Below are 26,227 nucleotides of genomic sequence, written 5' to 3'. Positions count from 1 at the left end.
CTCCTACTCAACGTCCCCGTACATTCGTACTCACCCGACCGTACGAAACGACGGACATTCGGGGGAACCTCCCCCTGGACGCAAAAGAGCCCCCGGAGATCCGGGGGCTCATTCGTCGGGGGTCAGGCCAGGTCGTGCTCGCCTGCCTTGATTCGGATCAGCAGGTCTCGTGCTGCCGACCTGGGGAGCACGAGCGCGGGACCAACCGGGTTCTTGCTGTCGCGCACTCCGACGCGACCGGAGAGACCCGCAACACGTTCGAGGTCCGCGCACTCAACGCACTCCCCGCCGTCCGAGGTGGACCGCGTCGCCTTGCGCCATTGCAGGTCCGTCATGCGCACGCGGTCATCACTCCCCCGCTCGAAGCGCCTCCGCAAGGCCGCGCGCTGCGGCAGGGGTGAGGCCGAGCCGCGGGCCCTCGGGGTCCTTGCTGTCACGGACGCCCACGACCTCGGGGCGCAGGCGGGCAAGTTCCACGCAGTCGCCGCCAGACGGGGCCGAGTGACTGCTCTTACGCCATTCGATCACGCGGAGTCCTCCATCGCTGCGCGCTTCTGCCTCGACCGTACGACGCGGCAGGCATACCGGGCACTCTCCCTCTGGACATACAAAGAGCCCCCGGAGATCCGGGGGCTCGGTCCATCGAGGGGGTCAGGCCAGGTCGTCCTCGCCTGCCTTGATTCGCGACAGGAGGTCTCGCGCTGCCGTTCTGGGAAGCGCGAACGCGGAGCCGGTCGGGTTCTTGCTGTCGCGGATCCCGACGGTGTTAGGGGCGAGGCGGGCGACTTCTACGCAGTCGCCACCCGTTGAGCTGCTGTGGGACGACTTGCGCCACTCAGTCATCGGTAGATTTCCATCGCTTCCTGTAGTACCGCGCCCGTACGCCGTACCGGCGAGGCATGGTCGCTTACCTGCTCCCACCGTACCGAGATCTTGTGAACGTCAGCGGGGACGTACAAGATGCGTCCCTCGTGCGGAGCCTCGCAGAACGCGTATTCGCGGTTCTTGACCGTCAGGAGCTTGAACGATCCGTCCAGGCCAACGTGTCCCATGGCGTCGGATTCGACGAAGCGCAGAGAGACGTTCGGCCGTCCCGCATGCTCCATGAGCAGCTCGATCTGCGCGCGCATGACGGCGGAGCCTCCGTACGTGTGGCGGAGAATCGGCCAGTTGATCACCGCTGAGATCTGGGGCGGATCGTCGCGCTCGAACACAGCCCGCTGACGCTCCAAGCGGTCTTCCAGGGCCTGGTCGATGCTCTTGATCAGCCCCGCTTCGTAAGCCTTGGCGATCACGGCCCGCGCGTACTCGGGGTGTTGGAGCAATCCCGGTACGAGCGATACGTCCCACATCCGCATACGCGAGGCTTCGCGCTCGTACTGGCGCAGCCCGGTCCGCCAGTCCTGCTCGGCGAACGTGCTTGCGTGGAACACGAGCGCAGCGAACAGTCCGCTCGTTTTCCACGCCTCATCCAGGGAGTTGGCATATGCGTCGTTCAGTTTCCGAAGCCCGTTTTCGATCCTGGAAACGGTGGAACGGTCACACTTGAGCAAGGCCGCAACTTGGACCTCGGACATGTGCTTGGCGATGCGCCATGCCCTCACTTCAAGGGCGATGACGTCCCACAACGAGCCCATCGGGTCGAGGTTGTCACGCGCTGGCATCGCTCCTCCGAGGGGGTTCCAAGTGTGATGCGGAACGTAGCGAGAGTAACCCGGGAGGGCGCACTCTGTAACTCGAATCACACGTTCGGTTACGGAGGTATCCCATGCGCCTCGCACGGCGACGCGGGGGACGGCATGCGGCAGGAGCCGCGCAAGCCGTCCACCCCCAGGTCGCAACCCCTGCGACGTCACCCACGTCACGTCCTCGCCACCCTCGCGGGCAGGCGCTGGAAGCTCTGGAACATGCGGCTCCGCGCTTTGGGATGAGCGCGGTTCGGGAGCGGGACGCGGTGGCGTTGTCGGTTGTCGGCGTCGCGCCCATCGTCGTTCGCGTCGATTACCAGTGCGGGAGGTGGTGCTTTGTGTGGACGGGGCGGGACGCCGAGCGTGAGTCGCTTGGGCTCGTGGCTGACCTGGAAGACGTGCTCCACCTCATCGCGTGGACGCTGAATGCGGGCGGCGCGCGGTGAGCGCCAGGGGCTCTTACAAGAACCGCACCACTCGCTTCGCGGAACCTGCTGTTCTGGTGCCCATCGTCGTCGGTGCTTGGTCCAGGGTGTGGGACGTCGCGTGGGCGGACGGGCGGTCGTCGGGGCGTATGCGCGAACTGGTCTCGGTGCTTGCGGCCGCTGACGCGGTGGACGCCTTGGAGGATGCGGAGGCGCTTCCCGTCCTGCTGGCGCTGGACGCGGCATGGGAGGAGGTCAAGGCGGCGTTCGTCGGGCGCTTGGCGGCGTTCGGGTACTTTCCCGCGCGCATTCGGATCATCACCGCGCTCGCGCACACCGAGTACCTGGACATCGTCAGCGAGGCCATCCGGCGCATGGGGCCGCTGCCCGCATCCGAGGACGTGACGTGATCACTCCCGGTATGAGGTGGCCGCGCATCCGGAGGGTCTGGTCTCGGCGGAGCGAGGTGGATCTGGGGTGGATGCTTGAACTTGGCGATTGTGAGGACGGGGAAGGCCGTGCGCGGCGGGTGGATGAGGCGATGGCCGAATCGCCTGTGACGGCGGGCTGGGTCCTCGACGTCCAGCCTGAGCGAGTGGAAGGGTATGCGGGGGTGCCGCTGTGCGTGGCCCTTCTCGGGCTCGGGGGGCGGGTGAGCGGGCGGCGGATCTGGGTCGAGGCGTCCGGCGTTCAGAGCCTGCTGGACGTGGCCGACCGCGTTCGTTCTCCGGAGTTCCGCGAGGCCATGGGCGACTTCGGGGACGGGTACAGCTGACGTCAGACGCGCCAGACGCGGATGGTGCCGTCGGTGCTGGCGGCCGCGACCGACGAGCCGTCTGGGGCGTAGGCGACCGCGCGAACCTCCCTGGTGTGGCCGGTCAGTCTGCGGACGACTTTGCCGGTCTTGGTGTCCCACAGGTCGACGACGTCGTGGTCCCCGGCGTCGCGTCCGGCCAGGAGTGTGCCGTCGGGGCTGAAGGCGATCTGGTTGGAGTCGTCCTTGCCGCCGCCGATGATCGAGGTGGCGAGCGTCCGGGTCTTGAGGTTCCACAGGTGGATGCCCGTGCCGGTGGTGTTGACGGCCAGTTCGGTGCCGTCCGGGCTGAACGCGATGTCGGCGACGATGCCGTCGGGTTCACCGATCGTTCCGATGAGACGGCCGCCGGACGTGTCCCACAGCTTGACCTGGGTGAGGTCGGAGGTGGCGAACTGGAGGCCGTCCGGGCTGTAGACGACGTGCGAGAGTCCGGTGGTGCCGCCGCTGTCGAGCGTTCCCTCGGCGGAGTTCTGGGGGACGTTCCACAGCACGATCTTGTGCGGGCCCTTGTCGTTGGAGTACGTCCCGATGGCGAGCCTGTCACCTTCGGGACTGAACGCGGCCGAGGAGGCGATGCCCGCCTTGTCGCCGCCGGGGAGCTGGAACGTGCGGGTGACGCGCTGGGTGCGCGCGTCCCACAGGCTGATCGAGCTGTAGTTGTCGGTGGCGATGGTGCGGCCGTCGGGGGACGGGGCGGCGAAGCTGCTCGAGCCGTGGACGCTGTCGTCCAGGTTGGCGAGGACGCGGCCGGTGGTGACGTCCCACATGCGGCTCGGCGCGCTGACGCTCATCGAGATCAGCTCACGGCTGTCCGGCAGGTAGGTCAGGTTGAGGACGCCCTGCGAGCCGAGGATCAGGTCCTTCGCCGCCGCCTTGGTCGGCTGGCGTGAAGGCTCCGGCGTGTGGCCGGAGTCGCGCAGGGTCAGCGCGGCGGTGACGCCGCCCGCCACGAGCACCACCGCACCGGCCGCGGCGGCGCGAAGGAGCAGCGTGCGGCGGCGGGCTCGTCCGGACGGCGGCGCGAACGCCTCTGGGGCGGGGCCGTACGGGGTGGTGGCGCCGACGGGCACGGGCACGGTCGGGAACACGGGTCGTGAGGGCGGTGGCTCGGTGCCGTTGGCGATGGCGGTCAGGGCGGCGGACAGGGGTTCGGGGGTGCTGCGCTTGGACGGGTCCTTGGTGAGGAGGCCGGCGATCACAGGGGTCAGGGGACCCGCCAGGGCCGGGGGCGACGGCTCTTCCGTGGCCACCGACACGTAGATCGCGGCGGGTGTGGCGCCCGTGAAGGGCGGGCGGCCCTCCACCGCGGTGTACAGGGTGGCGCCGAGGGCCCACAGGTCGGAGCGGGGCGTCGCCGGTTCGCCGCGGATCTGCTCCGGCGCCATGTAGCCGGGCGTGCCGACGAGGGCGCCCGTCCGCGTGACGGTGACGTCGTCGGCCAGCGCGGCGATGCCGAAGTCGGTGAGGACGGCGCGGTCCCCGGACAGCAGGACGTTCGCGGGCTTGACGTCGCGGTGGACGATGCCGTGCGCGTGCGCGGCGGTCAGCGCGGACAGCATCTGCCGGCCGATCTCGGCGACCCGTCGCGGCGGAAGCGGCCCCTCGGCGCGCAGCAGGTCGGAGAGGGACCGGCCGCGGACGAACTCCATGATGATCCACGGGCGTCCGTCGGGTTCGAGCACCCGGTCGTGCACGGTGACGATGCCGGGATGGTGCAGGCGGGCGGCGGCGCGGGCCTCGCGGGCCGTCCGGGCGTACCACTCGCGGCGTCCCTCGTCGTCGATGCCCTCGGGCAGGAGCATCTCCTTGACGGCGACCTCGCGGCCCAGCTGGTCGTCGTACGCGCGCCACACGCGGCCCATGCCGCCGCGTCCGATCAGCTCCAGGATCCGGTAGCGGCCGGCCAGCGTCTCTCCGGTGTCGCCGCGCATGGGCGAACGATAGCGGCCCCGCCGCCGCTCACTGGTCGGGGGTGACCATGCGGCGGAGGCGGGCCTTGGAGCGGAGCCAGCGGGCCTCCTGCCGTTCCGGGGTCGTGGGGTGGACGAAGTTGAGGAGGCAGAGGCCGCGGATGGTCTCCAGGGCGACGTAGAGGTTGCCGCGGACCTCGGGGTCGTCCACCTGGTCGCCGAAGACGGCGCGGCTGATGTCCAGGAGGCCGGCGGTGATCAGGCGTTCGAACTCGGCGACGTGTTCGCGCAGGTCGGGGTCGGTGCGGGCGGTGACCCACAGTTCCATGGACGCCTCGAACAGCGGGCCCTGGAAGGCGCGCCAGAGCAGGTCGAGGGCGTCCCCGAGGGGGTCGGCGGAGGCGCGGAGACGATCGAGGTCCTCGGCGAGGAAGCGGTCGGCGCGTTTGCGGGCCAGGTGCTCGACGGCGGCGAGGACGAGATCGTTCTTCGTCGGGAAGTGGTGCACCTGGGCGCCGCGGGAGACCCCGGCGCGCTGGACGACGCGGGTCGTGGTGGTGCCGTGGTAGCCGTACTCGACGAGGCAGGCGACGGTCGCGTCGAGGAGCGCCGCGCGGGTCGCGGCGGTGCGTTCCTCCTGCGTGCGGCGGGGGCGGACGGGTGACGGCATGCCCTCAGCCTATCGAAGAAACATACAGGTTGTCCGGTATGTATACCTCCTCGCAGACCGATGGAGGATCCGGGCTTGACACTGCTTGAAGTCTCAACTAATCTCCGAGGAGTCAGTTCGTTGAAGTTTCAAGAACTACCCGTAGGAGCAACGCCATGACCCTCGCCACCACCGAGCTGGGCCTGACCGCCGGCACCTGGAACATCGACCCCGCGCACTCCGAGGTCACCTTCGCGATCCGCCACCTGATGACCAAGGTACGCGGCTCCTTCACCGACTTCTCGGGCGCCGTCCAGGTCGCCGACGACGTCGCCACGTCCACCGCGACGGCCGAGATCAAGCTCGCCTCGATCGACACCCGCAACGCCGACCGCGACGCCCACGTCCGCACCGCCGACGTGCTGGACGTCGAGAACCACCCGACCATGACCTTCGCGACCACCGGCGTCCGCGCCGAGGGCGGCGACTACAAGGTCGAGGGCACCCTGACGATCAAGGGCGTCGCCAAGCCGGTCACCCTGGACGTCGACTTCCACGGCATCGGCCAGGACCCGTGGGGCGGCACCCGCGCCGGGTTCTCCGCCTCCACGACGATCAACCGCAAGGACTGGGGCATCGAGTTCAACGTCCCGCTGGGCGGCGACAAGGCCCTCCTCGGCGACAAGGTCGACATCACCCTGGAGATCCAGGCCGTGCAGGCTTCCTGAGGCCGCACTCCTTTTGAAAGGACCGCCCGCGCCCCGCGCAGGCGGTCCTTTCATGTGTTCTCGATGTCCAGGGGCAGATTGAGGACGAGACGCGCGCCGCGCACGGAGTCCTCGATCGTGAGGGAACCGCCGTGCGCCTGGGCGATCTCGCGGGCGATGGCGAGGCCGAGGCCGGTGCCGCCCGCGTGCCTGCTGCGGGCGCTGTCCAGGCGGGTGAAGCGCGCGAAGACCCGCTCGCGGTCGGCGTCCGGGACGCCCGCGCCGTCGTCCTGGACGGTCAGGACCGCGAACCCGCCGGACGAGCTGACCGCGACCGCGACCGAGCCGTCCGCGTAGCGCTCGGCGTTGTCGAGCAGGTTGCCGAGCAGCCGGACGAACTGCATCCGGACGCCGCGGACCCGCACGCCCGGGGCGAGATCGGCCACCAGGCGGGGCGCTCCCGCGGAGCGCGGGATCCCGTCGCGGCGGGCGATCTCCCGGCGCGCCAGGTCACCGAGGTCGACGGCCTCGCGGGCCGCGTTCCCCGTGCCGATCCGGGCGAGCAGCAGCAGGTCGGTGACGATGTGCTCCAGCCGGTCGGTGTCGCGCAGCGCGGACGCGACGACGGCCTTCAGGTCGGTGTCCTCGGGGTGCATCGCGGCGTCCTCGAGGTTGGCGCGCAGGCCCGCGATGGGCGTGCGCAGCTCGTGCGAGGCGTCCGAGGCGAACTGGCGCTGCCGGTCCACGGCGCGTTCGAGCCGGTCGAGGGTCTGGTTGGCGGTCGCGGCGAGCTCGGCGATCTCGTCCTCCCCGGGCGGCTGCGGCACCCGCCGGGACAGGTCGCTGCCGCTGATCTCGGCGAGCTGGCCCCGGATCTGCTCGACCGGGCGGAGCGTCCGTCCGACGACGCGCCACGTGACCCACGCCACCAGCGCCGACAGGCCGAGGACGGCGACGGCGAGCAGCACCTCCAGCACGCCGTTCACCAGCGGCCCCGGGATCCGGGTCGCGGCGTAGACGACGACCGAGTCGGGCGCGGTGGTGACGCGGATCGCCTCGACCATCTCGCAGTGCCGGGTCAGGCCGTGGCCGTGGCAGTGCCGGAAGTCGCGGACGCGTTCGTCGCGCGGCGGCCAGAAGCCGGAGATCCGGGGGTGCCGCCCGGCGGCGGGCGTGGCGTCCAGCATGTTGCCGCCGGGGCCGACGACCTGGATCAGGACGCGTCCGCCGCTGTCGTCCGGGATGGGCGAGGCGAGCGACCCGTCGCGGATCGCGGCGCTCGTCCGGCGCGCGGACTGCGCGGTGTCCTGGACGAGCGCGGCGCGCACCGTGTCCCGGATCCCGAGGTCCGCCGCGATCGCGATCGCGCCGAACACCACCGCCGCCAGCACCGCGGCGACCAGGGTGTCCCTCGTCCTGATCGACCGTGGCCGCAACCGCATCGTGTCCCCCCTCACATCCGCCCACAGCGTGCCATGGCGCCCTGCGCGCCATCCTGCCCCCGCCGACCCTCCCGCGTCCCCGGCGTCCCGCGTCACGGAGGTCGCCGGACGTCCCGGCGGCCCGCGCGGGCGGCACCCGGCGCACGCTCAACACGGCACGTCGGCGCGTGGTGACCGTGCGGAGCGTGAGAATCGGCGCGCCCGTAACCCCGGTCCGGGTTTCCCCAGGCCAGATCTGGACATTTCGCCTCAGAAGACCATATCCGCGGCAGAAGGCGAGGACATGGGACGAGACGTTTCCGCCGCGACCATCAGCGGTATGGACCGGCGCAGGTACCGGGAGAAGGTGCGACGCGACCTGGACGTGCTCGCACGCATGCTGCGCGAGTCGCAGTTCGACTTCGAGCGGCCGCACATCGGGGTGGAGATCGAGCTCAACCTGATCGACGCCGCGGGCGACCCGCTCATGCGCAACGCCGACGTGCTCAAGGCCATCGCCGACCCGGCCTGGGACACCGAGCTCGGCCAGTTCAACCTGGAGATCAACATCCCGCCACGCGAGCTCGGGGGCCACAACGCCCACGAGCTGGAGCAGGAGGTCCGCGACCACCTGAACAACGCCGGGGCCCACGCGGCCGAGGTCGGCGCGGAACTCGTGACGATCGGCATCCTGCCGACGCTGCGCCGCGCCGACATCGGCGAGGAGACGCTGTCGGCCAACAACCGGTACAAGCTGCTCAACGACGAGATCTTCGCCGCGCGCGGCGAGGAGATCCGGATCGCCATCGACGGCCCGGAACCGCTGTCCCTGCACACCGACACCATCACCCCGGAGGCCGCCTGCACCAGCGTCCAGTTCCACATCCAGGTCAGCCCCGACCGGTTCGGCGCGCACTGGAACGCCGCGCAGGCCATCGCCGGGCCACAGGTCGCGCTCGCCGCGAACGCGCCGTTCCTGTTCGGCCACCGGCTCTGGCGGGAGACCCGGATCCCGCTGTTCGAGCAGTCCACCGACACCCGTCCCGAGGAGCTGAAGGCCCAGGGCGTCCGGCCCCGGGTGTGGTTCGGCGAACGCTGGATCACCTCGGTCTTCGACCTGTTCGAGGAGAACACCCGGTTCTTCCCCGCGCTGCTCCCGATCTGCGAGGACGAGGACCCCGAGGCCGTGCTCGACGGCGGCGGCACCCCCGAGCTGCCCGAGCTCGCCCTGCACAACGGCACCATCTACCGCTGGAACCGGCCGATCTACGCCGTCGTGGACGGCCGTCCGCACCTGCGCGTGGAGAACCGCGTGCTGCCCGCCGGCCCGACCGTCGCCGACACCGTCGCCAACGGCGCGTTCTACTACGGCCTGCTGCGCGTCCTCGCCGAGGAGGAACGCCCGGTCTGGTCCCGGATGTCGTTCGCGACCGCGCGGGAGAACCTGCTCCGCGCGGCCCGGGACGGCATCGACGCGCGCCTGTACTGGCCCGGCCTCGGCGAGGTCCCCGCGGCCGAGCTCGTGCTGCGCCGCCTGCTCCCGCTCGCCCACGAGGGCCTGGACCGCTGGGGCGTCGAACCGTCCCGCCGGGACCGGCTGCTCGGCATCATCGAGGGTCGCTGCCTGGCCGGACGCACCGGCGCGGACTGGCAGACCGCGACCGTCGAGGCCATCGAGGAGCGCATCGGGCCGCGCCGTCCCGACGCGCTGCGCGCGATGGTCCGCTCGTACGTCGGTCATATGAACACCAACGAACCCGTCCACACCTGGCCGATCGGCCCCTGACCGGCACAGGTTCCACCGTCGAGGTCCACTGATCGGCACGGGATCCGCCCGGCGGATCCGGTGATCGGCACAGGATCCGCACAACCCGCCCCGGGAGCGCGCGCACCGCGCTCCTAGGGTCGGGGCATGCGCATCCTGGTCGTCGAGGACGAACCCACCATCGCCAAGGCGGTCGCCGACCGGCTGTCCGCCGAGGGCTTCGCGGTGGAGACGGCCGCGGACGGACCGTCCGCCGTCGCGCGGGCGCGCGAGACCGCCCCCGACCTCATCGTGCTGGACGTCATGCTCCCCGGCTTCGACGGGCTGGAGGTCTGCCGCCGCGTCCAGGCGGACCGTCCCGTCCCGGTGCTGATGCTCACCGCCCGCGACGACGAGACCGACAAGCTCGTCGGGCTCGGCGTCGGCGCGGACGACTACCTCACCAAGCCGTTCAGCATGCGGGAGCTGGTCGCCCGCATCCGCGCGCTGCTCCGGCGCGTCGAGCGCGCCGCGACGCTGACGCTGCCCGCGCCCGAGCCCGTCACCCGCCTCGGCCCGCTCGAGATCGACGAGCGCTCCCGCCGCGTCCGCCGGGACGGCTCCGAGGTGCACCTCACCCCGACCGAGTTCGACCTGCTCGCCTGCCTCTCCCGCCGCCCCGGCACCGTCCTCACCCGCGCCGTCCTGCTCGAGGACGTCTGGGACTGGGCCGACGCGTCCGGGACGCGCGTCGTCGACGGCCACGTCAAGGCGCTGCGCCGCAAGCTCGGCCCCGACCTCATCCGCACCGTCCACGGCGTCGGCTACAGCCTGGAGATCCCGGCGTGAGCGACACGCGGACGAGGCGCCTGCGGGTGAGGGGCGTGCTCGCGAGGGGGGCACGGTGAGCGTGCGCGGGTTCGCGCGGCTGCGGGCCGTCGCGGCGGTGCGGGAGCGGGCGCGGCGCAAGCGCGGGTCGGCGGAGCGCGCGTGGGAGCGGCTGCCCCGGCCGCTGGACCCGCTGCGCTCGATCAAGGTGAAGCTGGGCGTGCTGGTCGTGGTGACCGCGTGCATCGCGATCCTGATCGTCCTGTGGGGGTATCCGCTGGGGTTCCGCGCGCGGCAGACCGTCCCCGTCGGGCTGCTCATCGCCCTGGTGATCACGCAGCTCATCGCGCACGGCATGACCGCGCCGCTGCGCGAGATGACGGCGGCGGCGCGGGCGATGGCGCGCGGCGACTACTCGCGCCGGGTGCGGTCCACGTCACGGGACGAGGTGGGCGAGCTCGCCGGCGCGTTCAACCGGATGGCCGCCGACCTCGCCGCCGTCGACCGCCAGCGGCAGGAGTTCGTCGCGAACGTGTCGCACGAGCTGCGCACCCCGATCAGCGCGCTGCACGCCGTCCTGGAGAACGTCGCGGACGGCGTGACCCCCGCGAGCCCCGAGGTCCTGGAGTCCGCGCTGGAGCAGACCGAACGGCTCGGGCGCCTGGTCGGGCAGCTGCTCGACCTGTCCAAGGTGGACGCCGGGGCCGTCCCGCTCGACCTGCGCGTCCTCGACGTCGCCGGGTTCGTCGACGAGGTGACCGCCGCGTTCCCCGACACCCCCGTCACGACCGACATCGCGCCCGGCCTGAGCTGCGTCGGGGACCGCGACCGGCTGCACCAGGTCCTCGCGAACCTGCTGGACAACGCCGTCCGGCACGGGCCGTCCGACGGGGCGGTCGCCATCACGGCGCGTCCCGGCGACGGGGCGGGCGCGCTCGTCCTGGAGGTCTCCGACGAGGGGCCCGGCATCCCCAGGGGCCAGCGCGAACGCGTCTTCGAGCGGTTCTCGCGCGGCGCGTCCGGCGCGGCCACCCCGGACGGCGGCACCGGCCTCGGCCTCGCCATCGCGCGCTGGGTCGTCGACATGCACGGCGGGCTCATCGGCGTCGTCGACACCCCGCACGGCTGCCGCATCCGCGTGACCCTCCCGGCCCGCTCCGCGTCGGTCAGCGGCGGAGGCTGACGATCTCGCCGGTCTCGCCGACGGCCTCGTGGACGGTGGCGAGGAGGTGCTCGCCCGCGCCGGAGGCGAGAAGCGCGCGGGCGCGCAGGACGATCTCCAGGTCGAAGCGCTGGTCGGGGTCGAGGAGCTGGTCGCCGAAGAGCTCCTCGAGCTGGCGCAGCCGGTAGCGGACGGTCTGCGGGTGGACGTGCAGCCGCATCGCGACCTCGTTGGCGTTGCGGCCCGACTGGAGCCAGGCGAGGAGCGTCTCGGCGAGCCGGTCCTGCTGGCTGACGCGCAGGTGCGCGAGCGGGGCGAGGCGCAGCGCGGCGAGGGACGAGATGAGGTCCTCGTCCTGGAAGAGGATCAGCGTGGACATGTGCTCGACGCTGCGCACCACCCCGCCGTCCGACTCGATGACGCCGCGGTCGACGAGCGCGAGGGTCTTGCGCGCCCACTGCACCGAGCGGGCGGCCTCGGCGACCGGGACGGTCGGGCCGACGACGGCGTGCGTCCCGGCGAGCGCGCGGTCGATGAGGCGGGCGCGGCCGGGGCCGTCCGGGTCCGGGACGATCAGGCTGGGCGTGCGGCGGGTCAGGTCGGACAGGACGTCCGGCGGGAACGCGGGGTGGTGGGACCCGGCGGGCGGACGGCCGAGCGCGACCGCCGCGACCGTGCGCGGCACCGGCCAGGCCGCGGCGGCGGCGAGGTCGGCGATGGCCTCCGGCGCGGCGGGCGGGTCGGCGAACAGCAGGTCGAGCAGGCGCTTGCGGCGGCGCTGCATCTCGCCCGCGACGGCGGCCTTGGCCTGCGCGTACCCCTCGGCGGCCGCGGCGGCCAGCTCGTCCTGGACGAGCATGAGCGCCTCGCCGACCGCGCCGAGCGTGCGCGGGTCGACCTCCAGCGCGGCGGCGCCGTCGGCGATCCGCCGCCAGGCGACCATCCCGCCGACCCGCATGGCCGACTGCATGGCGTCCAGGCTGCGGCCCTCGCCCGACTCGCCGCGGCCGATCGCGCGGAAGAAGTCGGCGAGGTCGCCGGGCTCGTGCGCGGGGTCGGCGACCCGCTCGACGAAGTGGTGCAGGACGCGCTCGACGGCGAGCCGGAGCGTCCCCGAGTAGGGGCCGTCGCCCGGACGGTCGTACTCGCGGACCCGGCCCTGGATCTCGGCGATCATGTCGTCGGCGACCTCGTCCAGGTTGGGCCGCATGTGGTCGGCCAGCTCCCTGGGCAGGTCGGACCAGGGGCGCCCGTGTCCCGCCGTCCCGGTCCCGCCCGTCGCGTCCTCCGCCACGCCGCTCCCCCCAGGTCCGTCACCGGCTCATGCGCCTTACAGCCACACATGAGAAAATTGCTCACTTTTGAGTCTAGTGTGGGGAAAATCATCATCCCAACCAAGGGTCCCCTGGGCGTCCATGGCGAGACCCGACCAGATTCGGTCGCCCCGCTTGACGAGGTTGGACGAAGACCTCCCCTGGAGCGCGGTCGTCGTGCCTGGTGAGGCGTCCCAGCGGCGGGGCGGGGCGGGGCGGGGCGGGGTGAGGCGGGTCAGTGGTCCCGCATGGCGAGGCGGCCGCGGGCTTCGAGCCAGGGGGTCATGGCGGCGTCGTCGAGGTGGCAGCCGCGCAGGTAGGCGCGGAGGACGCGTTCGCTCGGGAGCCGGTCGCCCTTGTCGGCCTTGGAGAGGGTGGAGACGACGGGGGTGCCGCCGCTCAGCCGGGCCATCTCGCGGTAGGACGCGCCGCGGTACCGCTTGAGGCGGCGGAGCTGCTCGGCGAACTCGGCGGTGGTCCGGGCGGTGGCCGGGTCGGGGTGTTCGGACGGGGACCGGCGGGCCCAGCCCTGGAGGGCGCCGGCCAGGTACTCGGCGGCGACGCGGATGAGGGCCGCCAGATGGTCGGCGGCCAGGCGGATCGCGACCGCGAGGCGTTCGGCGGTCAGGCGGAACCCGCCGTCGTCGGGACGCCGTCCCTCAGGGCGGCGCGGATCGTCGTGCTCCCCCTTCGCGCACATGTGCAGCTCCTCCCACTGGTCGTGCCTGACCGGACGTTTCGTAAGGGGGCGCCGACGGTGGCGGCCGTCGCATCGCCCCGATCCACGAAATCATGGCTCAGAGATCAGCATCATGTCGGCATTTCTAACGAGATGCTGGAGGGGAGAAATCCACACCCAAGGTAGATGGATCCTCCTCCGTTCCGGGGTGGTCACGGTAGAGAATCCCAGGCGGTATTCGATCATGCACCATAAATCGCCTTAAAACGGGCGGTCACGACGGGGGCATGCCGGGGACATGCGCGATAATCGACTCAGGGCGGAGATGTGTCACGTGACACGAAACCGCTCCTCTCAAGGGCGCTCCTGACCGGGCGGCCCCGGCGGCGGGCGGCCGCGCGCAGTGCTGTGGCGGCAGAGCGTCGGAACGCCCGCCGCCACCCCCTTCCCTTTCGCCCTTCCCCTGTTCGCCTTTGTTCGCGTCCGTGCCGATTTCGAGGCGACCGCGTTCGTTCGGGCACCCGGCCCACATGCGGCGTTCCATGCTTGCGCCTACTCCCGGAGTGCTCCGGGAAGGCGATTCCGGCGTCGCATCCACACGCCGGTCCGTTTCGAGGATGACGATGGAACAGAACGCATCGCCCCCTCCGGCCGGGCTTCCCGGCCATCCGGTCCCGCGCGCGGTATTCGGGCTGGACGTGGTCGGTTACGGCCGCCGCTCCGGCGCCGTCCGGCGCGTCCTGCGGGACGACCTGCACGCCGTCGCGCGCGCCGCGTTCGCCGCGATCGGGCTGCCGCTGGACTGCTGCTCGTCCCGGGACACCGGCGACGGGCTCGTCCTGGCCGCCCCGCCGGACGCCGACTGCGGGCTGCTCGCCGGCGAGCTCGTCCAGCACCTCGACCGGCAGCTCCGCGCGCGCAACGAGGCCCGGACAGAGGACGGGCGGCTGCAGCTCCGCGCGGCGGCCGCGGTCGGCCTCGTCCTGCGGGACGGCGAGGGCCTGGACGGCGACGGGTTCGTCCGGCTCGCGCGGATGCTCGACGCCCCGGCCTTCCGCGACCTGGTCGCCGGGCACGGCACCGACCTGGGGTTCGTGATGAGCGGATTCCTCTACCGCAACTTCGTCCTCGAACACCGGACGCTGATCCCGCCGGCCGAGTTCTTCGAGATCGACCTGGCCAACAAGGAGAGCGAGGAGACCGGCTGGGCGTGGGTCGCGCGCCCGCAGCGCCACCTCCACGTCGCGGGCCGCCACGTGTCGGCCTGACCAGCAGTGTTGGCCTGACCAGCAGTGTCGGCCTGACCAGCAGTGGCCGCTACAGGAGTTTGCCGAAGCAGCGGCTCGACTCGGAGCAACGGTAGTAGCCGAACTTCTCGATCTCGCCGTACCCGGACGAGGCGTACAGGGCCAGCGCCTCGGGCTGCGCGGTGCCGGTCTCGAGGACCATCCGCCCGCGTCCCGCCGTCCGCGCCGCGGCCTCGAGCCCGGCGAGCAGTTCCCGCGCGAGGCCGCGCTTGCGGGCGCGGGGCACGACGTACATGCGCTTGAGCTCGGCGTCCCCGTCCAGGAAGCCGGGCTCGCCCGCGTCGTGCGCGCGCCATCCGCCGCACGCGACGGGGTCGCCGCCGAGGCGTCCGACGACGAAGTGGCCGAGGGGCGCGGCGAACTCGGCCGGGTCGACCGGCGTCTCGTCCGGCCCGCCGTAGCGCACGACGTACTCCTGCTGCAGCTCGTCGATCAGCTTCCGCGCGGCCGGATCGGCGTAGGAGGACACCAGCAGTTCCATGTCGAGCAAAGTACGCGAAGGGGATGACATCTCGACAGACCCGGCGATAGCGGTCGGCTCACGCGGAGGTCGCGGCCGGGGCGGGAGTGCGCGGGCGGGTGAACGCGAGCGCTCCGGCGGCGAGCGCGAGCAGGACGATCGGCAGCGCGAGCGCCAGGTGGACGCCGTCCAGCGGCGAGCCGACGGTCATGAGCGCGGTGGTCGCGGCGGTGCCGAGCACCGAGCCGAGCTGCCGGACGGAGTTGCTGACGCCCGAGGCCGACCCCGCGAGCCGCGCCGGGACGCCGCGCATCGCCTCGGCGGAGAGCGGCGCGATCATGCATCCGGTGCCGAGTCCCATCAGCATGAGCGGCGCGGTGAACGTCCAGGCGTGCGCGTCGCCGCCGGTCAGCAGGGCGACGAGGCCGAGTCCGAGGGCGAAGGCGAGCAGTCCGGCGACCAGGACGCGGTGCCCGCCGACCCGGTCGCTCATCCGACCGGCGAACGGCGACACGGCGAGCGACACGAGCGGGGACGGCGCGAGCGCGAGCCCGGCGTGGACGGCGCTGAGGCCGAGCTGCTCCTGGAGGAAGATCCCGAGGGGCAGGACGGCCCCGATGAGCGCCGCGCCGATCACGCCCATCAGGGCCGTCATCAGCGCGAATCCGCGGTTCTGGAAGAGCTCGAACGGGATCAGCGGCTCGCGGTCCTGGCCTCCGGCCTGGTGGCGGAGGAAGAGGCCGCCGAGCAGCGCGCCGGACGCCATGAGCCCCCAGATCCACGCGTTCCACCCGTACCGGTCGCCTTCCATGAGCGCGAACGTGAGGCAGGTCAGGGCCGCCGAGGAGAGCAGGACGCCGGGCAGGTCGAGGCGGTGCGCGCGTCCGGTCCGGACGTCGGGGACGACCAGGACGGTCATCGCCAGCACCAGCGCGCCGACCGGGATGTTGACGAGGAACACCCAGCGCCAGCCCGCGGCGCTGACCAGCGTCCCGCCGAGCGTCGGCCCGGTCAGGGTCGCGACGCCCGCGACCGCGCCCCAGACGCCGAGCGCCGTGCCGCGCCGGTCCGCCGGGAAGGTCGCGATGATCAGCGCCATGGTCTGCGGGGTGAGCAGCGCCGCGCCGACGCCCTGGACGACCCGCGCGGCGATCAGCGTCCCGACGTCCGGGGCGAGGCCGCACGCCGCGCTCGCGAGGGTGAAGACGACGACGCCCGCGGCGAACACCGTCCGCTGTCCGCGCAGGTCGCCGAGCCGCGCCGCCGTCACCAGCAGGACGGCGAGGACGAGCGTGTACCCGCCGACCGTCCAGACCACCTGGTCGAGGCCGGTGTGCAGCGAGCGCATCACGTCGGGGATCGCGATGTTCACGATCGTCATGTCGAGCAGGGTCATGAAGAACCCGAGGGACAGTGTCGCCAGGACGGCCCAGGGGTTGCCGCGCCACTTCGTCATGCCGCCGACCGTAATGCATCTTTTGAGATGCATCAAGAGAGATGCATCTTGGATGATGTAATCTCGGGCCGTGAACGTCACGGAGCTGTACCTGCTGGGACGCCGCCTCCAGAAGATCGCCGAGGCCGCGATCCCGACCGAGGGCGTCGGCGAGCACCCGACGAGCACCGGCACCGTCCTGATCGTCGCCGACGACGTCCGCGACCATCCGGGCACGACGGTCACCGAGATCGCCAAGCGGACCGGGCTGGTGCAGAGCCAGGTCTCCAACTGCGTCGCCCGCCTGCGCGAGGCCGGAACCGTCCGCGCCGAACCCGACCCGTCCGACCGCCGCCGCACCCTCCTCCACCCGAACGCGGACGTCTCGCCCCGCGCGAAGGTGATCCGCGACGCGCCGCTCGAACCCGTCCTCGCCGAGGCCACCCCGGACGTCCCCGAGACGCTCGCCCTGCTCGACCGCCTCGCCGTCCTCCTCAAGATCGAAAGCTGACCTCGCCGGACCTCAGGGCCGGACGCGCCGTCCGCGCCGTCCGCGCCCGAAGTCGTGGGTCCGCTGCGGCGAAGGTCGGGCGGCGACCTCCCTAGAGCGGGTCCAGCTCGCCCAGCCCGATGCTCCGCAGGGTGTGGTTCGCCATGTGCAGGTGACCGACGGCGTTGGGGTGGGCCGGGTCGTCGAGCCACGGGATCGGGTCGTCCGCGCCGTGGTGCTCCAGCCAGTGGGCCTCGTGGTCGACGAGCAGCGCGCCGCTCTCCTTCGCGATCTCCCGGACGGCCTGGCAGTACGCGGGAAGCGCCGCGCGCCGCTCCCGGCCCGAGGCGCTGACCAGCACGGGCGTGTGCAGGACGACCTGCGTGCCCGGCGCCGCCCCGGCGATGATCCGGTGCATCGCGTCGCGGAACCCGGGCAGCCCGTCCTCTCCGGCGAGGCAGTCGTTGGTGCCGAGCGACACCGACAGGACGTCGGGTTCGAACCGTCCGATGAGGCGGTCGTGGGCCGCGAGCACGTCGTCGGCGCCCCACGCGGAGACGCCGGTGTTGACGACGACGTCGGTGAGCCGGTTCAGCTGCCACCGGATCCGCTCGTGCAGGTGCTCGACCCAGCCGCGGGCACCGTGGGTGTGCTCGACGGCCTGGGTGATGCTGTCCCCGGTCGCTACCCAGGTCATGGGCCCGTCTGACAGCCGGATCATGGCGTTCTCCTCTGTGAGCGGTCACCACGAACCCCCTGGTGACCGCGGTCATCGCTCGAAACGCCATCGTGCCCGTTCAAGATCTTCCGCACAATGTGATCCCTGACGGGTGCCGGTGCGGTCAGGGGCGGAGTCCGGCGAGGCCATGGGACAGGTCGGTCGCGTAACGCCACGTCCGGCTGCGGCGCTCGGCGGCCAGTTCCCACTGGTCGAGATTCCGCCTGTGGACGGTGACCTGGAGCTCCACGATGAGGTTCCGCACGCGGAAGTCGATGGCGTGAGGCCTGTCCTTCGCGTCCCCGGCCGGCATGTCGATCGCCTGGTCGCCGAGCGGGGACGGCGCGGACACCGGAAAATCGGCGAACGCGTGGTGCAGCGAGTCGAACACGGCGGCCGCGTGGTCGGTCGCGCTCTCCCCGAGGCGCGGTTCGTACTTCGTCACGTCGACCGAAAGCTCGTCCCGCTGCGGGGATCCCGGGCGCGCGGCGCTGAACCGGCAGCTCCACATGTCGTAGCCCTCACCCGGGTTGTAGCGGCATGAGTCGTCCTTGTCGCGGAAGGTCCTCACCACCTCGGCCGGGAAGAGTCTCCAGGGGACGGGGGCGCTGGAGAACTCGTCCGGCCACCTCGTCCCCGGCGCGGTCGGGCTCGATTTTCCGGACGAGTAGGCGACCGTCCCGCACCCCGAGGCGGCACCGGTCAGCATCGCGGCCGCCATGAGGACGCGCCACACACGGTTCATCGGTCGATCCCCCCGGATCGGACGGGCCTCAGGCGCGTTCGGCCAGGCGGGCGACGGCGGTGAGGAGTTCGATGCGGATCATCCCGGCGCCCCCCAGGCGGATGAACGACCAGTAGGGGCGGAACGCGCGGCGGCTGCGCCGGTCGGTCGCGGTGACGCGGGTGTCGGCGGCGAGGAGGGTGCGGCCGTCGAGCGGCGTGATCTGGAGGCCCATGGCGGCCTTGGCCCAGCCGGGTTCGGAGAAGGCGGCGAAGCCCTCGGCGCCCGTGGCCTCCGCCGGGCCGAGGGCCGGGCGCGGCTTCCAGAACTGGCCGACGCGGCCGATGACGACCTCGCGTCCGTCCTCGCGGCCGAGCTCGGGGATCAGGCCGTTGGCGACGAAGGCGCCGGGGTCGGGACGGCGGCCGCCGCCGCGGATCCGCATCAGGACGCGGGTGACCGGGAGATCGTCCACGCCGATGCTCAGGAGCGCGCGCCAGACGGCCTCCGGCGGGGCGTCGACGGCGCGGGTGTGGCAGGTGCGGAAGTCGGGGTCGGGCAGCAGGCGGTCCAGGATCCAGTCCACGGTCGGGTCCCCTCCGAACGTACTGAACGGATGCGTACAGAACCTAGACTGTACGGCACCGTCCAGAACGTGGGGAGCGTGAGAAATGCCACGAACCGCCCGCCTCAGCCGGGACGACTGGGCCGCCGCGGCACTCGCGGCACTCGCCGAGGGAGGCGCCGCCGCGGTCGCGGTGGAGCCGGTCGCGGCACGGCTCGGGGCGTCCAAGTCGAGCTTCTACTGGCTGTTCGAGAACCGGGCGGCGCTGCTGGACGCGGCCCTGGAGCTGTGGGAACGCGAGCAGACCGACGAGGTCGTGGCCCGCCACGCGGGCATTCCGCACCCCCTGGAGCGGATGCGGATCCTGCTCCGGAACGCCCTGTCCGACAACCGCGCCGATCTCGCGCTGCGGCTGACCGGCGAGACGCACCCCGCCGTCCTCGAGGTCGCGGGCCGGGTCACGCGGCGGCGGCTGGAGATCGTCGCGGCGGCGTTCCGCGAGCTCGGGATGGAGGAGGAGCAGGCCCGGCACCGCGCGACCGCCGCCTACGCCAGCTACCTGGGGACCTTCGCCCTCGCCCGCGTCGACGCCGCCCCCGCGGACATCGACGCGTACGTGGACACGGTGCTGGCCTGCTACGCGCCCTGACCGGTCAGTTCGGTGGAGATCCCCCAGAGCCGCGCCGCGTCCTCGGGGTCGACGGCCCACGGCTTGACCCCGCCGACGAGCATGTCGTCGCCGGTCGCGTGCTCGGCGATGTCGCAGTCCTGCGCGTAGAGCCCGCCGAGGCCGTCCAGGAGCGGTGACGTGGCGGCCCAGATCGCCGTGGCCGCCCCCTGCTCCGGAGTCTTGAAGCCCTCCGCCGGGGTGCCGTTCTCGTCCATCCACCCCTGCGCGATCTGCTCCTCACGCGGGACGTGCCGCTGGAGCGGCGTGAGGATGCTGCCGGGGTGAACGGCGAACGCCCGCACCCCGACCACGTCGTTCAGGTGGACGGCGAACAGCGCGTTCGCCGTCTTCGACTGCGCGTACGCGAGCCACCCGTCGTACCCATCATTGAAGTGCAGGTCGTCCCACCTGATGCCCGACAGGAAGTGCCCGGACGACGCGACCGAGACCACCCGCGTCTCCTCGGTGAAGAGCGGACGCAGCCGGTTGACCAGCGCGAAGTGCCCGAGATGGTTGGTCGCGAAGTGCGCCTCCCACCCCGGCCCGACCCGCGTCTCCGGGCACGCCATGATCCCCGCGTTGTTGATCACGATGTCGAGCGTCCGCCCCTCCCCCAGGAGATGATCGGAAAATTCACGCACGCTCTCCAGATCACCGAGGTCGAGCTCGAAGACCTCCACTCCCGTCAGGCCCGCCAACGCCTCCCGCGCGACATCGACCCTCCGAGCTGGGACGACGACCCGCGCCCCCGCCTCCACCAGCGCCTGGACACCGGCCAGCCCGAGCCCCGAGTAGCCCCCGGTGACGAGCGCGGATTTTCCAGAGAGAACGATCCCAACGAGAACGTCCCGCGCCGTGCTGTGCGCGCCGAACCCCGAACCAAGCTTGTGCTGCTGTTCCCACGTCATGTCCCAAGACGCTAGGAACTGGAGCGCGCTCCAGGTCAAAACGGCCCCGCCCGATGCCGTCCGTGCGGACGCGGCCGGAACATATGGAAGAGCAGCCCCGCCAGCGAGGCCGCCGCACACGCCCCGGCAACGCCCGACCCCACCACCACCGACGCGCGAACAACGTCGAACGCGGCGATCACGCGTCGGCGCCCGGCGAGACGAACCGCGCCCACACGGTCTTGCCGCCGTCCGGCGAGCCGTGCTTGCCCCACGAGACCGCGAGCGCCTGGACGATCCCGAGCCCTCGTCCCGTCTCACAGTTCTCGTCGGGCTCCTGAAGTTCGGGACACCCAGGCCCGTCATCCCACACCGCGACCTCGACCATGGCATCGGTGTGCCACTCGACAAGCACACGGATATCGCCCGCACCGCAGTTCAGCGCATTGGTGACCAGCTCGGACACACACAGCGCGGCGTCGTCCTCAAGGTCTTCACGCCCCACCCCCGCAGCACCTCCCCCACCCGCCGCCGCGCTTTCCCCGCAGCGGACAAATCCGCCTCGAACCGACAAACGACCAGCCTTTCCTGATCGTCCTCCACCGGAGCTTTCGGAATCATCGGACCCGTCCTCATGGCGCGAATTCCAGTGTTCTGCATCACACCCTGACGCCACTCGACTACCGTTGTCACTGTTGTTGCTCGGATCAGAAAATGCGCCGATCAGACCCCCGCGGAGCGCACCATGGTCAAGCCACCACCCGACGCCCGGCTCTCCCTCTGGGCCCTGATGGCCAATCACCTTCGCCATATGCGCATCTGGATGAACCTGCGCCAGCACGACGTGGCCGCCATCCTGGAGTGCTCGATCAGCCAAGTTTCCAAGTACGAGACCGGCGACAAGCAACTCGACGAACGCCAATGCAAGGCCCTCGACACCACCTGGCACACCGGACAACTCTTCGAAACCCTGCATTACTTCGCGACATCGGGCACCAACCCCAACTGGAGCGAGCGCCTGAATCACATTCAGCGCGAGGCCATCGAAACCCGGGTCTTCTCGTACAACATCATTCCGCTGCCCTTTCAGACGGAGGACTACGCGCGGAGCCTTCTGACGGCCGGACACAACGCCGGCCTCATCAAGGATGTGGACGCCGCCGTGGCTCGCCGCATGGAGCACCAGACCGCGATGTTGAGGGGCGAGCGCCAGATCTGGGCGGTGCTCGACGAGGTCGCCCTACGTCCGCTGGCGAGCCGCGAGGTGATGTGCGCCCAGACCGACCACCTGCTCAAAATGGCGGAGCGGCATCATGTCTCGCTGCGCATCATTCCCGAGCGGATCACGCCGCACATCGGTGTCGACGGATCGTTCTGGCACTTCAGGATGCCTAGGGGCGAGGAGCTGGGCTTCGCCGGCACCGCGCTCGACGTAGGAGGAATCATCGACGACCAGAGTCGAGCGGACCGTACGCGGATACGCTTTGATCGACTCGCCGCTCGCGCTCGCAGTGAGGACGAGTCTCGCGAATGGCTCATCCTCGAACGGCGAGAGGAATGACGATGATCAAGTGGCGCAAGAGCAGCCACAGCAGCGAGAGCGGCGGCGGCGGAACCTGCATCGAACTGGCCGACCTCGGCACGTTCGTGGGCGTCCGCGACAGCAAGGATCCCGACGCCGGGCACCTCACCCTCCACCGCACCGACCTCCGTCGGCTGGCCTCGTTCGTCCTTGACTCGGAGCCGCCGTCAAGAGCGCGGTCCAGCCACGCGCCTGGCTAGGGGCGTAGGTAGAGGCGGCGTTCGTCGGGGGTGAACGGGCGGGGTGCGTGACGCCGGACCAGGGCGGGCAGGCGGTCGGCGGGACCGCAGACCTCGCACTCCCAGGTGCGCACGCGGGACGGCCGACGCCACCGGGCCGCCCCGTCGGAGCCCACCTGACCGGTGAACGCCGCGACCAGCCGGGTGCCGTGGAACGCCAGCGGGCCGACCGGTCCGCCGAGCCCGCCGAACGTCAGCGGCTCGGTGGGACCCTCGCCGACCCGCCACACACGCAGGCCGCCGGACGGCTCGGTGGCCGCCAGCCAGGACCCGTCGGCGGTGAACGCCAGCGACCGGCCCTGGAGGATCTCGCCGCCGGTGCCGCGCATGACGGCGGCCGCCGCGCCGTCGGCGGCGGTGTCCCACAGCAGCACGGTCCCGTCGGAGCGGGCCCCGGCCAGCCACCGCCCGTCGCGGCTGAGGGCGAGCTCGGTCACGCTGGACCGGCCGCCGCGCAGGACGCGGGGCCGGACCCGGCCGGACAGGTCCCAGAACCACACCGAGCCGTCGGCGCGGGCGCTGGCCAGCCGCCGACCGTCGGCGCTGACGGCCAGTCCGCCGTCGGCGCGGCCTCCCTCCCCGCCACGCCGCCATCCGGTCATCTCCGTGGGAGGCCCCTGCGGGGGCACCCGCCATACGCGCACGTCGGCCGCGCCGCCGCTGCTGACCGCCAGCGTCCGGCCGTCGCCGCCGAAGGCCAGCGCCGTCGTCCGCGCGCCGCTCTCCACCAGCACGTGCGGCGGGCCGCCCGCCAGGTCCCACAGCCGGACCGGGGCGCCGAAGAACCCGCCCGTGGCGGCGCGGCGGCCGTCGGGGCTCAGCACTGCGTAGTCGGCCTGGCCCGGGGGGACGCGGTGGTCGGCCAGCGGTCGCCCGCCCCGACCGGCGTCCCAGACCGCGAACCGGTCGCCCTTGACGGAGGTGGCCAGGACCCGCCCGCCGTCGGCGCTGAGGGAACGGTCGGCCATCCCGTCGTGGCCCTCCAGCCGGGCCGACCGTTCGCCCGTGCCCGCCGTGACGTCCCAGACGTGCAGCGCGCCCTGGCCCGTGACGCCCGCCAGGCCGCGGCCGTCGGGGGCGAACGCGACCGCTTGCAGGACCCCCGAGGGGATGCGCAGCGTCAGCGGGTCCAGCGTGCTGCCGGTGTCCCAGACACGGACCGCCCGGTCGTCGGCGAAGGTCGCGACGCGGCCGCCGTCGGCGCTGAACACGGCGCCCCGGAACGTCTCGGCCCCCATCCGCCAGGTGGCCTCGGCCTGCCAGTCCCCGCGTCCGGCCTCCCAATCCGTCCGCCACAGGCGCGCCTGCCGGCCTTGGGTGGAGACCATCCACACGCCGTCCGGGCTGAACGCCAGGTCCCTCGGACGGCTGTCGAGAGCGGTCCGCAGGGTCTCGGCGCCGGTCCGCGTCAGTGTGAACATCCGCTGGGCCGTCCCGAAGCCGCCGCACACCAGCTGCCGCCCGTCGGGGCTCAACGCCACCGTGTCCACGTCATGGGCCGCACCGAGCCGGACGAACGCGCGGTCCGGTTCGTCCAGGTCCCATACGCGCACCTCCTTACCGCGCGCCGCCGCCACCCGGCCGCCCGCGAACGCGACCGCGGTCTGGACCGGCGACCCGCCCTCGTCCCACAGCGTCCGGATCCGCCCGCGACCGCCGGAGGCGTCCCACAACTCGACGGTCCCCTTGCCACCGCCCACCGCCAGCGTCCGGCCGTCCGCACCGAACGCCGCGTCGCTCACCACTGCGGGGATCTCCAGCCCGGGCCCGTCCGGGACCAGCCGGCCGTCCTCCCACCGCCACGTCCGCACGGACGTCCCCGCGCCGCGCCCCGGACCCCACACCGCGATCCGCGTCCGGTCGGGGGCGGCCGCCATCCCGGTCACGATGGTCAGGCCCGTGGCGGGGGCGGGCCGGTGCCGGGCGTCGGCCAGGGCCTGCCGCAGCACCGTGTCCGCCTCGACGGTCGGCGCCACCCGGTGCGACTCGGCCGCCAGTGACAACGCCAGGGCGGGGTCCAGGGTGAACTGGCGGCGGGCCTCGGCGGCGAGCTGCCGGGACCGGGCGCGGTCGCGGGCGTCGGCGTTGCGGTCGGCCTGGACCAGCGCGACGACCGCCAGCACGGCGACCACGGCGGCGACCAGGCTCAGCCCGCCGAAGCGGCGGCGCGCACGGCGGCGCTCGGCCAGATGCTCGGCGTCGCGGCGGGCCCGGCCGGCGGCCAGGAACGCGCGTTCGCGCTCGTTGAGCGGTCCGGGGTCGGCCTCGTCCCACTCGGCCAGCCGCCCGCCGCGCAGCAGGAACTCGGCGTCCCGGCCGTGGTCGTGCCAGTCGTCGGCGGCGGTGGTGAGCCGCCGGTGCCGCAGCAGCGCGGCGCGGTCGTCGGCCAGCCACCTCCGCAGCCGGGGCCAGGCGTCGATCAGCGCCTCGTGGGCGGGCTCGGCGGTGCCGCGGTCGACCACCACCAGCCGGGCGGCGGCCAGCCGGTCCAGCAGCGCGTCGATCTCGCCGGGGTCGGCCAGGCCCGCCAGCTCGTCGCGGTCCACGCGGCGGCGGGTGTCCTCGGTGCCCTCGCCGAGCGCGGTCAGCCGCAGGAACACCGCGCGCAGCAGGTCCCGCTGGGGAGGGTCCAGGTCCTCGTACAGTTCCTCGGCGGTGCGCGCCACGGCCTCCCGGACCCCGCCGGCCGTGCGGTAGTCGGCCAGCCGCAGCACCTGGCCGGGCTGCCGCCGCCAGGACTCCCGCAGGGCGTGCGCCACCAGCGGCAGCGTGCCCGGCTCGCCCGCCGCCTCGGCCAGCACCGCCTCCACCAGCGCGGGCTCGACCTCCAGCCCCACGCGGGCGGCGGGCTCCACGATGACGGCGCGCAGCTCCCGCGCCGTCAGCGGCCCGATCGGGAGCTGGGCGCCCGCCCGCAACACCGCCACCAGGCCCGCGTGCCGGGAGCAGTGCCCGTAGAAGTCGCCGCGCACCCCGAGCACCACGCGGGGCCCTCCGCCGTCGGCGAGCGCGGTCACCGCGTCCAGGAACGCCATCCGTTCACCGGCATCGGCGCAGAGCGTGAACGCCTCCTCGAACTGGTCCACGACCAGCACGCCGTCCCCGCCCAGGCTCTCGACCGCCTCGTCCAGCGGGGCGCGGGGGTGCGCGCCCGGCATCAGCACCGCGACGGGGACTCCCTCGGCGGTCAGCGTCGGCGCCAGTCCCGCCCGCAGCAGCGACGACTTTCCGCTGCCCGAGGCCCCGAACACCGCCGTCAACGGCCCGCGCGCCACCGCCGCGCGCACCTGCTCCACCAGGTCGTCCCGGCCGAAGAACAGGTCGGCGTCGGCGGCCTCCAGCGGCGCGAGCCCCGGATAGGGGCAGCGGCGGCGCGCCCGTTCCAGTTCCTTGGCCGCCGCCCGCCACCGGGCCTCCCACCGGGCGGCGTCGCCCCCGCAGGCGGTGGCGTAGGCCAAAGTGGCCTCGAGGGTCGGCAGGCGCAGCCCGGTTGCCGCCTCCGCCAGGGTGCTGCGGGAGAAGTGGGCTCGCGCGGCCAACTCCCGGTAGCTGGGGCGGCCCGCGCGGTCGCGCAGCCCGCGCAGCTCCCACGCCAGCCGTTCGACGGGACCCGCGTGCGGGTCCAGGGGGCGTTCCGGTCTCCCCATGGCCTGGCTGCTCCCCGGCGACCGCTGTTGTTCACGTTGGGCGGCATCATCCTAGGGATTTCCCGCCCGGACCGGGGCGACCTGCGCGAATCAGATTGAGACGCTTTGTCCGGACCCGCTGACCAGGGATTTCGGACAATCCGGCGGCTGCCTAGACCTG

At 72.5% G+C, this 26,227-nt stretch carries 29 protein-coding genes; 12 read left to right on the top strand and 17 right to left on the bottom strand.

Translation table 11 applies throughout. The features are described 5' to 3' along the window. Window positions 1–122: 122 nt before the first annotated feature. The 4 genes from EBO15_RS12195 to EBO15_RS12180 form a co-directional block, all read right to left on the bottom strand. The gene (locus EBO15_RS12195) at window positions 123–335 is read right to left on the bottom strand and encodes a DUF397 domain-containing protein (RefSeq protein ID WP_122194517.1); all 213 of its coding nucleotides are present in this window, start codon (window positions 333–335) and stop codon (window positions 123–125) included. Window positions 336–348: 13 nt separating this feature from the next. Next, window positions 349–528 carry a DUF397 domain-containing protein gene (locus tag EBO15_RS12190; protein ID WP_122194458.1) on the bottom strand — a complete coding sequence of 60 codons (180 nt, stop codon included), beginning with the start codon at window positions 526–528 and terminating at the stop codon, window positions 349–351. Between the two features lie 123 nt (window positions 529–651). Further along, window positions 652–843, bottom strand: coding sequence for a DUF397 domain-containing protein (locus tag EBO15_RS12185; protein WP_122194457.1), 192 nt, complete (start codon window positions 841–843; stop codon window positions 652–654). Further along, window positions 840–1,664 (bottom strand): helix-turn-helix domain-containing protein, encoded by an 825-nt coding sequence (locus EBO15_RS12180; protein ID WP_122194456.1) that lies wholly within the window; start codon window positions 1,662–1,664, stop codon window positions 840–842. Before EBO15_RS12180 ends, EBO15_RS12185 begins: the two co-directional genes overlap by 4 nt. Window positions 1,665–1,927: 263 nt before the next feature. On the opposite strand from EBO15_RS12180, the gene EBO15_RS12175 reads away from it, so the two are divergent. The 3 genes from EBO15_RS12175 to EBO15_RS43610 all read left to right on the top strand — a co-directional run bounded on the left by EBO15_RS12175 (window position 1,928) and on the right by EBO15_RS43610 (window position 2,888). Further along, the gene (locus EBO15_RS12175) at window positions 1,928–2,134 is read left to right on the top strand and encodes a hypothetical protein (protein ID WP_122194455.1); all 207 of its coding nucleotides are present in this window, start codon (window positions 1,928–1,930) and stop codon (window positions 2,132–2,134) included. Between the two features lie 128 nt (window positions 2,135–2,262). Continuing rightward, a complete protein-coding gene (locus EBO15_RS12170) occupies window positions 2,263–2,523 on the top strand; it encodes a hypothetical protein (RefSeq protein WP_147481470.1) in 261 nt (86 codons plus the stop codon). Window positions 2,524–2,654: 131 nt separating this feature from the next. Then, entirely contained in the window at window positions 2,655–2,888 is a 234-nt protein-coding gene (locus EBO15_RS43610) for a hypothetical protein (RefSeq protein WP_147481469.1), read from the top strand. A gap of 2 nt (window positions 2,889–2,890) precedes the next feature. Here EBO15_RS43610 and EBO15_RS12160 read toward each other — a convergent pair whose 3' ends face one another. After that, window positions 2,891–4,861, bottom strand: a complete 1,971-nt coding sequence (locus EBO15_RS12160) for a WD40 repeat domain-containing serine/threonine protein kinase (RefSeq protein ID WP_122194452.1) — start codon at window positions 4,859–4,861, stop codon at window positions 2,891–2,893. Between the two features lie 28 nt (window positions 4,862–4,889). Beyond that, on the bottom strand, window positions 4,890–5,510 hold the full coding sequence (locus tag EBO15_RS12155) for a TetR/AcrR family transcriptional regulator (protein ID WP_122194451.1): 621 nt from the start codon (window positions 5,508–5,510) through the stop codon (window positions 4,890–4,892). Window positions 5,511–5,665: 155 nt separating this feature from the next. On the opposite strand from EBO15_RS12155, the gene EBO15_RS12150 reads away from it, so the two are divergent. Further along, on the top strand, window positions 5,666–6,217 hold the full coding sequence (locus EBO15_RS12150) for a YceI family protein (RefSeq protein WP_122194450.1): 552 nt from the start codon (window positions 5,666–5,668) through the stop codon (window positions 6,215–6,217). Between the two features lie 50 nt (window positions 6,218–6,267). On the opposite strand, the gene EBO15_RS12145 is transcribed toward EBO15_RS12150, so the two are convergent. Next, window positions 6,268–7,638 carry a sensor histidine kinase gene (locus EBO15_RS12145; RefSeq protein ID WP_122194449.1) on the bottom strand — a complete coding sequence of 457 codons (1,371 nt, stop codon included), beginning with the start codon at window positions 7,636–7,638 and terminating at the stop codon, window positions 6,268–6,270. 283 nt (window positions 7,639–7,921) lie between these two features. Here EBO15_RS12145 and EBO15_RS12140 point away from each other — a divergent pair, with 283 nt between their 5' ends. From EBO15_RS12140 to EBO15_RS12130, 3 genes are all read left to right on the top strand, one after another. Continuing rightward, a complete protein-coding gene (locus EBO15_RS12140; RefSeq protein WP_122194448.1) occupies window positions 7,922–9,403 on the top strand; it encodes a glutamate-cysteine ligase family protein in 1,482 nt (493 codons plus the stop codon). Window positions 9,404–9,529: 126 nt separating this feature from the next. Further along, on the top strand, window positions 9,530–10,210 hold the full coding sequence (locus EBO15_RS12135) for a response regulator transcription factor (protein WP_122194447.1): 681 nt from the start codon (window positions 9,530–9,532) through the stop codon (window positions 10,208–10,210). A gap of 55 nt (window positions 10,211–10,265) precedes the next feature. Beyond that, complete coding sequence (locus tag EBO15_RS12130; RefSeq protein ID WP_233616132.1) at window positions 10,266–11,372, top strand: sensor histidine kinase; 1,107 nt, start codon at window positions 10,266–10,268, stop codon at window positions 11,370–11,372. Here the strand turns inward: EBO15_RS12130 and EBO15_RS12125 are convergent. Together EBO15_RS12125 and EBO15_RS12120 are read right to left on the bottom strand one after the other, a co-directional pair. After that, entirely contained in the window at window positions 11,356–12,645 is a 1,290-nt protein-coding gene (locus tag EBO15_RS12125) for a helix-turn-helix domain-containing protein (protein WP_325051899.1), read from the bottom strand. The genes EBO15_RS12130 and EBO15_RS12125 overlap by 17 nt on opposite strands. Before the next feature lie 254 nt (window positions 12,646–12,899). Next, a complete protein-coding gene (locus EBO15_RS12120) occupies window positions 12,900–13,364 on the bottom strand; it encodes a helix-turn-helix domain-containing protein (protein ID WP_122194446.1) in 465 nt (154 codons plus the stop codon). Window positions 13,365–13,966: 602 nt separating this feature from the next. Between EBO15_RS12120 and EBO15_RS12115 the strand changes: the two genes are divergently transcribed. Then, window positions 13,967–14,611 carry a hypothetical protein gene (locus EBO15_RS12115; protein WP_122194445.1) on the top strand — a complete coding sequence of 215 codons (645 nt, stop codon included), beginning with the start codon at window positions 13,967–13,969 and terminating at the stop codon, window positions 14,609–14,611. A 49-nt stretch (window positions 14,612–14,660) separates the two neighbouring features. Here EBO15_RS12115 and EBO15_RS12110 read toward each other — a convergent pair whose 3' ends face one another. Both EBO15_RS12110 and EBO15_RS12105 read right to left on the bottom strand, forming a co-directional pair. Further along, window positions 14,661–15,131 (bottom strand): GNAT family N-acetyltransferase, encoded by a 471-nt coding sequence (locus EBO15_RS12110; protein ID WP_122194444.1) that lies wholly within the window; start codon window positions 15,129–15,131, stop codon window positions 14,661–14,663. A 58-nt stretch (window positions 15,132–15,189) separates the two neighbouring features. Then, on the bottom strand, window positions 15,190–16,566 hold the full coding sequence (locus EBO15_RS12105; protein WP_199744489.1) for a DHA2 family efflux MFS transporter permease subunit: 1,377 nt from the start codon (window positions 16,564–16,566) through the stop codon (window positions 15,190–15,192). A 70-nt stretch (window positions 16,567–16,636) separates the two neighbouring features. On the opposite strand from EBO15_RS12105, the gene EBO15_RS12100 reads away from it, so the two are divergent. Next, on the top strand, window positions 16,637–17,056 hold the full coding sequence (locus tag EBO15_RS12100) for a MarR family transcriptional regulator (protein ID WP_122194442.1): 420 nt from the start codon (window positions 16,637–16,639) through the stop codon (window positions 17,054–17,056). Between the two features lie 91 nt (window positions 17,057–17,147). Here EBO15_RS12100 and EBO15_RS12095 read toward each other — a convergent pair whose 3' ends face one another. From EBO15_RS12095 to EBO15_RS12085, 3 genes are all read right to left on the bottom strand, one after another. Continuing rightward, complete coding sequence (locus tag EBO15_RS12095) at window positions 17,148–17,756, bottom strand: SGNH/GDSL hydrolase family protein (protein ID WP_122194441.1); 609 nt, start codon at window positions 17,754–17,756, stop codon at window positions 17,148–17,150. Between the two features lie 121 nt (window positions 17,757–17,877). Next, window positions 17,878–18,498 carry a hypothetical protein gene (locus EBO15_RS12090; protein WP_122194440.1) on the bottom strand — a complete coding sequence of 207 codons (621 nt, stop codon included), beginning with the start codon at window positions 18,496–18,498 and terminating at the stop codon, window positions 17,878–17,880. Window positions 18,499–18,526: 28 nt separating this feature from the next. Next, window positions 18,527–19,063 carry a hypothetical protein gene (locus EBO15_RS12085; RefSeq protein ID WP_122194439.1) on the bottom strand — a complete coding sequence of 179 codons (537 nt, stop codon included), beginning with the start codon at window positions 19,061–19,063 and terminating at the stop codon, window positions 18,527–18,529. 85 nt (window positions 19,064–19,148) lie between these two features. Between EBO15_RS12085 and EBO15_RS12080 the strand changes: the two genes are divergently transcribed. Then, on the top strand, window positions 19,149–19,691 hold the full coding sequence (locus EBO15_RS12080) for a TetR family transcriptional regulator (RefSeq protein WP_122194438.1): 543 nt from the start codon (window positions 19,149–19,151) through the stop codon (window positions 19,689–19,691). Here the strand turns inward: EBO15_RS12080 and EBO15_RS12075 are convergent. Continuing rightward, window positions 19,679–20,620, bottom strand: a complete 942-nt coding sequence (locus EBO15_RS12075) for an SDR family NAD(P)-dependent oxidoreductase (RefSeq protein ID WP_122194514.1) — start codon at window positions 20,618–20,620, stop codon at window positions 19,679–19,681. The two genes, EBO15_RS12080 and EBO15_RS12075, sit on opposite strands and share 13 nt — an antisense overlap. Window positions 20,621–20,798: 178 nt before the next feature. Further along, window positions 20,799–21,104, bottom strand: coding sequence for an ATP-binding protein (locus tag EBO15_RS44160; protein WP_158628202.1), 306 nt, complete (start codon window positions 21,102–21,104; stop codon window positions 20,799–20,801). A gap of 240 nt (window positions 21,105–21,344) precedes the next feature. On the opposite strand from EBO15_RS44160, the gene EBO15_RS44155 reads away from it, so the two are divergent. Further along, window positions 21,345–22,160, top strand: coding sequence for a helix-turn-helix domain-containing protein (locus tag EBO15_RS44155; RefSeq protein ID WP_158628201.1), 816 nt, complete (start codon window positions 21,345–21,347; stop codon window positions 22,158–22,160). A gap of 2 nt (window positions 22,161–22,162) precedes the next feature. Next, window positions 22,163–22,381: a DUF397 domain-containing protein gene (locus tag EBO15_RS12060; RefSeq protein WP_122194435.1), complete on the top strand. Its 219-nt coding sequence runs from the start codon at window positions 22,163–22,165 to the stop codon at window positions 22,379–22,381. On the opposite strand, the gene EBO15_RS12055 is transcribed toward EBO15_RS12060, so the two are convergent. After that, a complete protein-coding gene (locus tag EBO15_RS12055) occupies window positions 22,378–26,067 on the bottom strand; it encodes an nSTAND1 domain-containing NTPase (protein ID WP_122194434.1) in 3,690 nt (1,229 codons plus the stop codon). The genes EBO15_RS12060 and EBO15_RS12055 overlap by 4 nt on opposite strands. Between the last annotated feature and the right edge of the window lie 160 nt (window positions 26,068–26,227).

The organism is Actinomadura harenae (assembly GCF_003696215.1).
GTDB lineage: Bacteria > Actinomycetota > Actinomycetes > Streptosporangiales > Streptosporangiaceae > Spirillospora > Spirillospora harenae.
This window is presented reverse-complemented; position numbering and strand designations above follow the sequence as displayed.

Bases quoted from the DNA above. Each gene is read 5' to 3' on its own strand.
- EBO15_RS12120 (WP_122194446.1), bottom strand. From the start codon at position 13,364: ATGTGCGCGAAGGGGGAGCACGACGATCCGCGCCGCCCTGAGGGACGG.
- EBO15_RS12180 (WP_122194456.1), bottom strand. From the start codon at position 1,664: ATGCCAGCGCGTGACAACCTCGACCCGATGGGCTCGTTGTGGGACGTC.
- EBO15_RS12145 (WP_122194449.1), bottom strand. From the start codon at position 7,638: ATGCGGTTGCGGCCACGGTCGATCAGGACGAGGGACACCCTGGTCGCC.
- EBO15_RS12080 (WP_122194438.1), top strand. From the start codon at position 19,149: ATGCCACGAACCGCCCGCCTCAGCCGGGACGACTGGGCCGCCGCGGCA.
- EBO15_RS12155 (WP_122194451.1), bottom strand. From the start codon at position 5,510: ATGCCGTCACCCGTCCGCCCCCGCCGCACGCAGGAGGAACGCACCGCC.
- EBO15_RS12175 (WP_122194455.1), top strand. From the start codon at position 1,928: ATGAGCGCGGTTCGGGAGCGGGACGCGGTGGCGTTGTCGGTTGTCGGC.
- EBO15_RS12160 (WP_122194452.1), bottom strand. From the start codon at position 4,861: ATGCGCGGCGACACCGGAGAGACGCTGGCCGGCCGCTACCGGATCCTG.
- EBO15_RS44155 (WP_158628201.1), top strand. From the start codon at position 21,345: ATGGTCAAGCCACCACCCGACGCCCGGCTCTCCCTCTGGGCCCTGATG.
- EBO15_RS12170 (WP_147481470.1), top strand. From the start codon at position 2,263: ATGCGCGAACTGGTCTCGGTGCTTGCGGCCGCTGACGCGGTGGACGCC.
- EBO15_RS43610 (WP_147481469.1), top strand. From the start codon at position 2,655: ATGGCCGAATCGCCTGTGACGGCGGGCTGGGTCCTCGACGTCCAGCCT.
- EBO15_RS12135 (WP_122194447.1), top strand. From the start codon at position 9,530: ATGCGCATCCTGGTCGTCGAGGACGAACCCACCATCGCCAAGGCGGTC.
- EBO15_RS12095 (WP_122194441.1), bottom strand. From the start codon at position 17,756: ATGATCCGGCTGTCAGACGGGCCCATGACCTGGGTAGCGACCGGGGAC.
- EBO15_RS12110 (WP_122194444.1), bottom strand. From the start codon at position 15,131: ATGGAACTGCTGGTGTCCTCCTACGCCGATCCGGCCGCGCGGAAGCTG.
- EBO15_RS12140 (WP_122194448.1), top strand. From the start codon at position 7,922: ATGGGACGAGACGTTTCCGCCGCGACCATCAGCGGTATGGACCGGCGC.
- EBO15_RS12195 (WP_122194517.1), bottom strand. From the start codon at position 335: ATGACGGACCTGCAATGGCGCAAGGCGACGCGGTCCACCTCGGACGGC.
- EBO15_RS12185 (WP_122194457.1), bottom strand. From the start codon at position 843: ATGACTGAGTGGCGCAAGTCGTCCCACAGCAGCTCAACGGGTGGCGAC.
- EBO15_RS12150 (WP_122194450.1), top strand. From the start codon at position 5,666: ATGACCCTCGCCACCACCGAGCTGGGCCTGACCGCCGGCACCTGGAAC.
- EBO15_RS12105 (WP_199744489.1), bottom strand. From the start codon at position 16,566: ATGACGAAGTGGCGCGGCAACCCCTGGGCCGTCCTGGCGACACTGTCC.
- EBO15_RS12090 (WP_122194440.1), bottom strand. From the start codon at position 18,498: ATGAACCGTGTGTGGCGCGTCCTCATGGCGGCCGCGATGCTGACCGGT.
- EBO15_RS12060 (WP_122194435.1), top strand. From the start codon at position 22,163: ATGATCAAGTGGCGCAAGAGCAGCCACAGCAGCGAGAGCGGCGGCGGC.
- EBO15_RS12115 (WP_122194445.1), top strand. From the start codon at position 13,967: ATGGAACAGAACGCATCGCCCCCTCCGGCCGGGCTTCCCGGCCATCCG.
- EBO15_RS12075 (WP_122194514.1), bottom strand. From the start codon at position 20,620: ATGACGTGGGAACAGCAGCACAAGCTTGGTTCGGGGTTCGGCGCGCAC.
- EBO15_RS12055 (WP_122194434.1), bottom strand. From the start codon at position 26,067: ATGGGGAGACCGGAACGCCCCCTGGACCCGCACGCGGGTCCCGTCGAA.